Annotated in this window: 5 protein-coding genes; all 5 read right to left on the reverse strand. The window is 69.3% G+C overall.

All coding sequences use genetic code 11. From position 1 onward, the window contains the following. Window positions 1-234: 234 nt before the first annotated feature. Window positions 235-1068, reverse strand: coding sequence for an HpcH/HpaI aldolase/citrate lyase family protein (locus ACLML9_RS27145; RefSeq protein ID WP_411948174.1), 834 nt, complete (start codon window positions 1066-1068; stop codon window positions 235-237). A gap of 37 nt (window positions 1069-1105) precedes the next feature. Next, on the reverse strand, window positions 1106-1636 hold the full coding sequence (locus tag ACLML9_RS27150; protein ID WP_063131111.1) for a MaoC family dehydratase: 531 nt from the start codon (window positions 1634-1636) through the stop codon (window positions 1106-1108). Further along, window positions 1633-2793 (reverse strand): acyl-CoA dehydrogenase family protein, encoded by a 1161-nt coding sequence (locus tag ACLML9_RS27155; protein ID WP_411948175.1) that lies wholly within the window; start codon window positions 2791-2793, stop codon window positions 1633-1635. The genes ACLML9_RS27150 and ACLML9_RS27155 overlap by 4 nt, the downstream gene beginning before the upstream one ends. A 49-nt stretch (window positions 2794-2842) precedes the next feature. Next, window positions 2843-4927: a biotin carboxylase N-terminal domain-containing protein gene (locus ACLML9_RS27160; protein WP_411948176.1), complete on the reverse strand. Its 2085-nt coding sequence runs from the start codon at window positions 4925-4927 to the stop codon at window positions 2843-2845. A 5-nt stretch (window positions 4928-4932) separates the two neighbouring features. Continuing rightward, window positions 4933-6257, reverse strand: a 1325-nt coding sequence (locus ACLML9_RS27165) for a carboxyl transferase domain-containing protein (RefSeq protein WP_411948177.1), incomplete at its 5' end; no start/stop codon positions are given.

The raw sequence follows: 6257 nt of genomic DNA on the forward strand, positions 1-6257 counted from the left end.
AATCGGGGGCGGGCCCCGACCATGGAGGTAGACCATCCGGAATAGACAGAAGGTGCATGCTGTCGTGCGCCTCGACCGGCCTGGGGAGGCTCCCATCACTGTAAGTGCTCAATGGTCACCGATCCATGGATTGTGGACTGCACGCACTCGGTCGCTGCGCTCCTTCGCTCTGTCGCTCCAGAACCGGGGGCGTGCCCGGCCACGGACGCTGACTCTCTGGAGAGGGCCTGGGTTTCATTCTGGGCTGCGCTGGAGGAGTTGTTCGGCGTGACGGAGTAAGGGGGCGTCCACCATTCTGCCTTCGTAGGCGAAGACTCCGCGGTGGTTCGGGGCCGCGGCCAATACGCCACGGGCCCAGTCCAGTTCCGCGGGCGACGGGGCGTAGGCGGCGCGGATGACCGGGAGCTGGGCGGGATGGATGGCGACCTTGATATCGAAGCCCACCGCCACCGCCTCCTCCGCTTCGGCACGCAGGCCGTCGAGATCGCGGATATTCAGGTACACCATGTCCAGGGCGAGGCGCCGGTGCGCCTTGGCGGCCAGCAGGCCGGTGCTGCGCAGGTGCCGTGCCACATCGCGGTAGCTGCCGTCAGGGCGCCGGGTGCCGGTGCCGCCCATGGCGGCGACCAGGTCCTCCACGCCGCACATCACGCCGCGGGTATTGGGCGCGGCGGCGATCTCCTGGATTGCCAGGGCTCCCGAAGGGGATTCGATCAGGGCGAAGACCTGGTATTCGCCGAGGCCGGTGACCTGGTCGGCGGATTCGGTTTTCGGCAGCATGACCAGCCGGTATCCGGTGTGCCGCAGGGCTTCCAGGTCGAGGTCGTGGTCGGGGGTACCGGCCGGGTTCACCCGCACCACGGTGGTCGCGGGGTCGAGCGGGGTCTCCACGAGCGCGCCGCGGGCGGCGGGTTTGTCGGCGGGGGCGACGCCGTCCTCCAGATCGAGAATCACCACATCGGCGGCGTCGGCGGCCTTGCGGTAGCGCTCGGGGCGATCCGCGGGGCAGAACAGCCATGCCGGGCCCGCGGAGTGCCAGGTGGCGTCCGCGCTGTATTGATCGGTCACCGCCGGCACCCCCTCGAGGTGTTGTCACCGCCGGCGCTCACGGCCGCTCTTCCGACGGGCGCAACCGGATCAGCGCGTTGCGGACGGCCACCCCGACCACGGTGCCGTGCTGATTGCGGGCGACGTGGCGGAAGGTGACCACGCCCTGACCCGGCCGGCTCTTCGATTCCCTCTTGTCGAGCACGACGGTCTCGGTGTACACGGTGTCGCCGTGGAACAGCGGGGCCGGGAACTTGACCTCTTCGAAGCCGAGGTTGGCGACCGTGGTGCCCTGGGTCAGATGCGCCACCGCCTGCCCGATCATGGTGCCCAGGGTGAACAGGGAGTTCACCAGCCGCTCGTGGAACGGCTCCTGGGCATCACTGAAGGCTTTATCGATGTGCAAGCCTTGAGTGTTCATCGTGAGGGTGCTGAACAGGACGTTGTCGGTTTCGGTCATGGTCCGGCCGGGGCGGTGCTCGTAGAGCACTCCGGTCTCCAGCTCCTCGAACCACAGACCGGTCTGCACCACCCGTTTCAGGCCGGAGACGTCGTGGTCGACGTCCTTGGTGATCTTTTCGCCGCTCATAGGCCGAGCTCCCGTCCGATCAGCATGAGTTGTACTTCCGTGGTGCCCTCGCCGATCTCGAGGATCTTGCTGTCCCGGTAGTGCCGGGCCACCGGGTATTCGTTCATGAACCCGTAGCCGCCGAAGATCTGGGTGGCGTCGCGCGCGTTGTCCATGGCGGCCTCACTGGCCACCAGTTTGGCGATGGCGGCCTGCTTCTTGAAGGGTTTCCCGGCCAGCATGAGCGCGGCGGCGTCGTAGTAGGCGGTGCGGGCGGTATGGGCGCGCGCCTCCATCCGGGCGATCTTGAACGCGATCGCCTGGTTGCTCCCGATCGTCTTCCCGAACGCTTCGCGCTCCCCGGCGTAGCGCACGCATTCGTCCACACAACCCTGGGCCGCCCCGACCGACAGCGCGGCGATGGCGATCCGGCCCTCGTCGAGGATGCGCAGGAAGTTGGCGTAGCCGCGACCGCGTTCGCCGAGCAGGTTCTCCTTCGGAACCCGGACATCGTCGAAGGTGAGCGGATGGGTGTCCGAGGCGTTCCAGCCGACCTTGTTGTAGGCGGGTTCGGCGGTGAACCCGGGGGTGTCGGTGGGGACCAGGATGGTGGAGATCTCCTTCTTGCCCCCGGTCTGCCCGGTCACCGCCGTCACCGTCACCAGGGCGGTGATATCGGTGCCCGAGTTGGTGATGAACTGTTTGCTGCCGTTGATCACCCAGCTGTCACCGTCTTCGACCGCGGTGGTGCGGGTGCCGCCGGCGTCGCTGCCCGCGCCCGGCTCGGTGAGTCCGAACGCGCCGAGATTCTGCCCGCTCGCCAGCCGCGGCAGCCACTCCTGCTTCTGTTTCTCGTCGCCGAAACGGAAGATCGGCATGGCGCCGAGCGAGACCCCGGCCTCCAGGGTGATGGCCACGCTCTGGTCGATCTTGCCGAGTTCCTCGAGGGCCAGGCAGAGGGCGAAATAGTCACCGCCCATCCCGCCGTACTCTTCCGGGAACGGTAAGCCGAACAGACCCATCTTCGCCATCCCGGCGACGACTTCGTACGGGAAACTGTGCTCGGCATCGTGTTTCGCCGCCACGGGGGCGACCACCTGGTTCGCGAAATCCCGGACGGTCAGTGCCAGGTCGCGGTAGTGCTCGGGCAGCGTGCCGGTGGACAGGAAATCGGTCACCTGTGTCTCTTCTCGTTCTCGGTGTGGATTCGCCGGGACCCGGGCCGGATCAGCTCGAAGCGGGTTCGGCTGCGGTATCGGCCGGTTCGCCGGCCTCGGGCGCGGGTTCCGGATGCACCCGCGCGAGCACTTCGTCCAACCGCACCGGCGCGCCCGCCGCGACGAGTATCTCGACGGTGCCGGCCAGCGGCGCGGTCAGCGAATGCTCCATCTTCATGGCCTCGACCACCAGAATCGGGTCCCCGGCCGCCACCGGTTTCCCGGTTTCCGCCGTCACGGTGAGCACCGTTCCCGGCATGGGACTGCGGATCTCGGCGTCGTGCGCGGTGGCGTCGCCCGCACGCACCGATTCCTCGGCCAGTTCCCGCAGCAGGGCCGGCCCGGACGCGCCGGCGACCCAGATCGCGTCCGCGGATTCCGCCACCCGATAGTCGCGGCGTATCCCGTCGAGCGTGAGGGTCACCGTGTGGACCACGGTTCCGGTGGGCAGTCCGGCGGCGGCATCGTCTCGGCCGAGCGCGGCAGCGGCGCGCGCGGGCGCACCGTCTTCGATCCGCACCTCGGCGGCCGCGGGGGTACCGGTGAGGTCGACGTGCACCACCCGCTCCCCGCCCGCCAGCCGGATCCGGATCGGTGCCGGTGCGCCGAGCCGCCAGCCGTTCGGATGCTCCCACGGGTCCGCCGGACCCGTCGGCCAGCGGCGCAGCCACCGGTACACGGCCGCGGCCGCGAAGATATCGTCGGTGACCGGCGGCGCGTGGAAGTCACCGGCCCGCCGGTCCAGCAGCGCGGTGTCCAGCCGGCCCGCCGCCACATCCGGGTCGGCCAGCAGGAACCGCAGGAAGTCGATATTCGACCGGACCCCGAGCAGCACCGTCTCGGCGAGTGCCCGGTCCAGAGTGGCCAGCGCCGACTCCCGGTCGGGACCGTGCGCGACGACCTTGGCGAGCATCGGGTCGTAATCGCTGCCCACCACGGTGCCGATCGCGAGCCCGGAATCGACCCGGACTCCCGGGCCGCCGGGTTCCACCAGATCCAGCACGGTGCCGCCGGTGGGCAGGAAATCGCGGGCGGGGTCCTCGGCGTACACCCGGGCCTCGACGGCATGGCCGTGCAGCCGGATATCGTCCTGTGCCAGCCGGATCCGCTGCCCCGCCGCGATCCGGACCTGGCATTCCACCAGGTCGAAACCGGTGATCATCTCGGTGACCGGATGCTCCACCTGCAGGCGGGTGTTCATCTCCATGAAGAAGAATTCGTCGGGCCGGTCGGCGGAGACGATGAACTCCACCGTGCCCGCGCCCACATAGTCGACGCTGCGCGCGGTGGCGCAGGCAGCGGCGCCGATCCGGGCGCGGGTGGCCGGGTCGAGCAGGGGTGAGGGCGCTTCCTCGATCACCTTCTGGTGCCGGCGTTGCAGGCTGCATTCGCGTTCGCCGAGATGCAGCACGGTGCCGTGGGTGTCGGCCAGGATCTGCACCTCGATATGGCGGGGCCGGGTGACGAACCGTTCCAGGAACAGGGTGTCGTCGCCGAAGGCCGCGGCCGCTTCGCGCCGGGCGCTGACCAGCGCGGCGGGCAGCGCCGCGGGCTCGTCGACGCGGCGCATTCCTTTGCCGCCACCCCCCGCGGATGGTTTGACCAGCACCGGGAAACCGATCTCGGCGGCCGCCGCGACCAGCTGCTCGTCGGTCAGGCCGGGTTCGGCGATCCCGGGCACCACGGGGACACCGGACGCGGCGACCGTGGTCTTCGCGGTGATCTTGTCGCCCATGATCTCGATCGCCGCGGCGGGCGGGCCCAGGAAGACGATTCCGGCGGCGTGCAGCGCGGCGGCGAAAGCGGCGTTCTCGGAAAGGAATCCGTAACCGGGATGGACCGCGCCGGCGCCGGTGCGGCGGGCGGCGTCGACGACGCGGTCGATGTTCAGATAGCTGTCCCGGGCGGCGGCCGGACCCAGTCGAACCGCGGTATCCGCGGCCCGGACATGTGCGGCCCGGGCGTCGGCGTCGCTGTACACGGCGACCGAGCGCAGACCCATGGTCCGCAGCGTCCGGATGACCCGTACCGCGATCTCACCGCGGTTGGCCACCAGCACCGTGTCGAAGGGCAGGGGGTGATTCGAGTTCAGCATGGTGCTCACATCCGGAAGACGCCGTAGGAGACCGGTTCCAGCGGCGCCTGCGCGCACACCGAGAGCGCCAGCCCGAGGACAGTACGGGTATCGGCGGGGTCGATGACGCCGTCGTCCCAGAGCCGGGCCGTCGAATAGTAGGGATTGCCCTGTTCTTCGTACTGGCGGCGGATCGGCTCCTTGAACGCTTCCTGGTCGGTTTCGCTCCACGGCTGCCCGTTCCCGTCGAGCTGGTCACCGCGCACCGTGGCCAGTACCGACGCCGCCTGTTCGCCGCCCATCACCGAGATCCGGGCGTTCGGCCACATCCACAGGAAACGCGGCGAATAGGCGCGCCCGCACATCGAGTAGTTCCCGGCGCCGTAGGAACCGCCGATCACGACGGTCAGTTTGGGGACCCGCGCGCACGCCACGGCGGTCACCATCTTCGCGCCGTGTTTGGCGATACCGCCGGCCTCGTAGTCGCGGCCGACCATGAAACCGGTGATGTTCTGCAGGAACAGCAGCGGGATCGCGCGTTTGTCGCACAGTTCGATGAAATGCGCGCCCTTCATGGCGGATTCGCTGAACAGCACGCCGTTGTTGGCCACGATGCCCACCGGGTGCCCGTGGATACGGGCGAAACCGGTGACCAGTGTGGTGCCGTACTCCGCCTTGAACTCGTGGAACCCGGCGGCGCCGGACTCGTCCGCGTCGACGATGCGGGCGATCACCTCGCGCACGTCGTAGGGGGTGCGCAGATCCGCGGGCACGATGTCGTAGAGCTCGTCGGTGGGGGCGGCGGGTTCGCGGGCGGGCCGCACCTCCCAGACCGGTTCCGGGCGCGGGCCCAGGGTCGCCATGATCCGGCGGACCGTGCGCAGGGCGTCGCGGTCGTCGTCGGCCAGATGGTCGGTGACCCCGGAGGTCCGGGAATGCAGGGCGCCGCCGCCGAGTTCCTCCGCGGTCACCACTTCACCGGTGGCCGCCTTCACCAGCGGCGGGCCGCCCAGGAAGATCGTGCCCTGATCGCGCACGATCACCGCTTCGTCGCTCATGGCCGGGACGTAGGCTCCGCCCGCGGTGCACGAACCGAGGACCGCGGCGATCTGGGCGATACCGCGGGCGCTCATGGTGGCCTGGTTGTAGAAGATGCGGCCGAAATGTTCGCGGTCGGGGAACACCTCGTCCTGTTCGGGCAGGTAGGCGCCTCCGGAGTCCACCAGGTACACACACGGCAGGTTGTTGTGCAGCGCCACTTCCTGGGCGCGTAGATGCTTCTTCACGGTGACCGGGTAATAGGTGCCGCCCTTGACCGTGGCGTCGTTGGCCACGATCACGCATTCCCGGC

The sequence above is a fragment of the Nocardia sp. NPDC002869 genome, from assembly GCF_046764065.1.
In the GTDB taxonomy this organism is placed as follows: Bacteria; Actinomycetota; Actinomycetes; order Mycobacteriales; family Mycobacteriaceae; genus Nocardia; species Nocardia rhamnosiphila.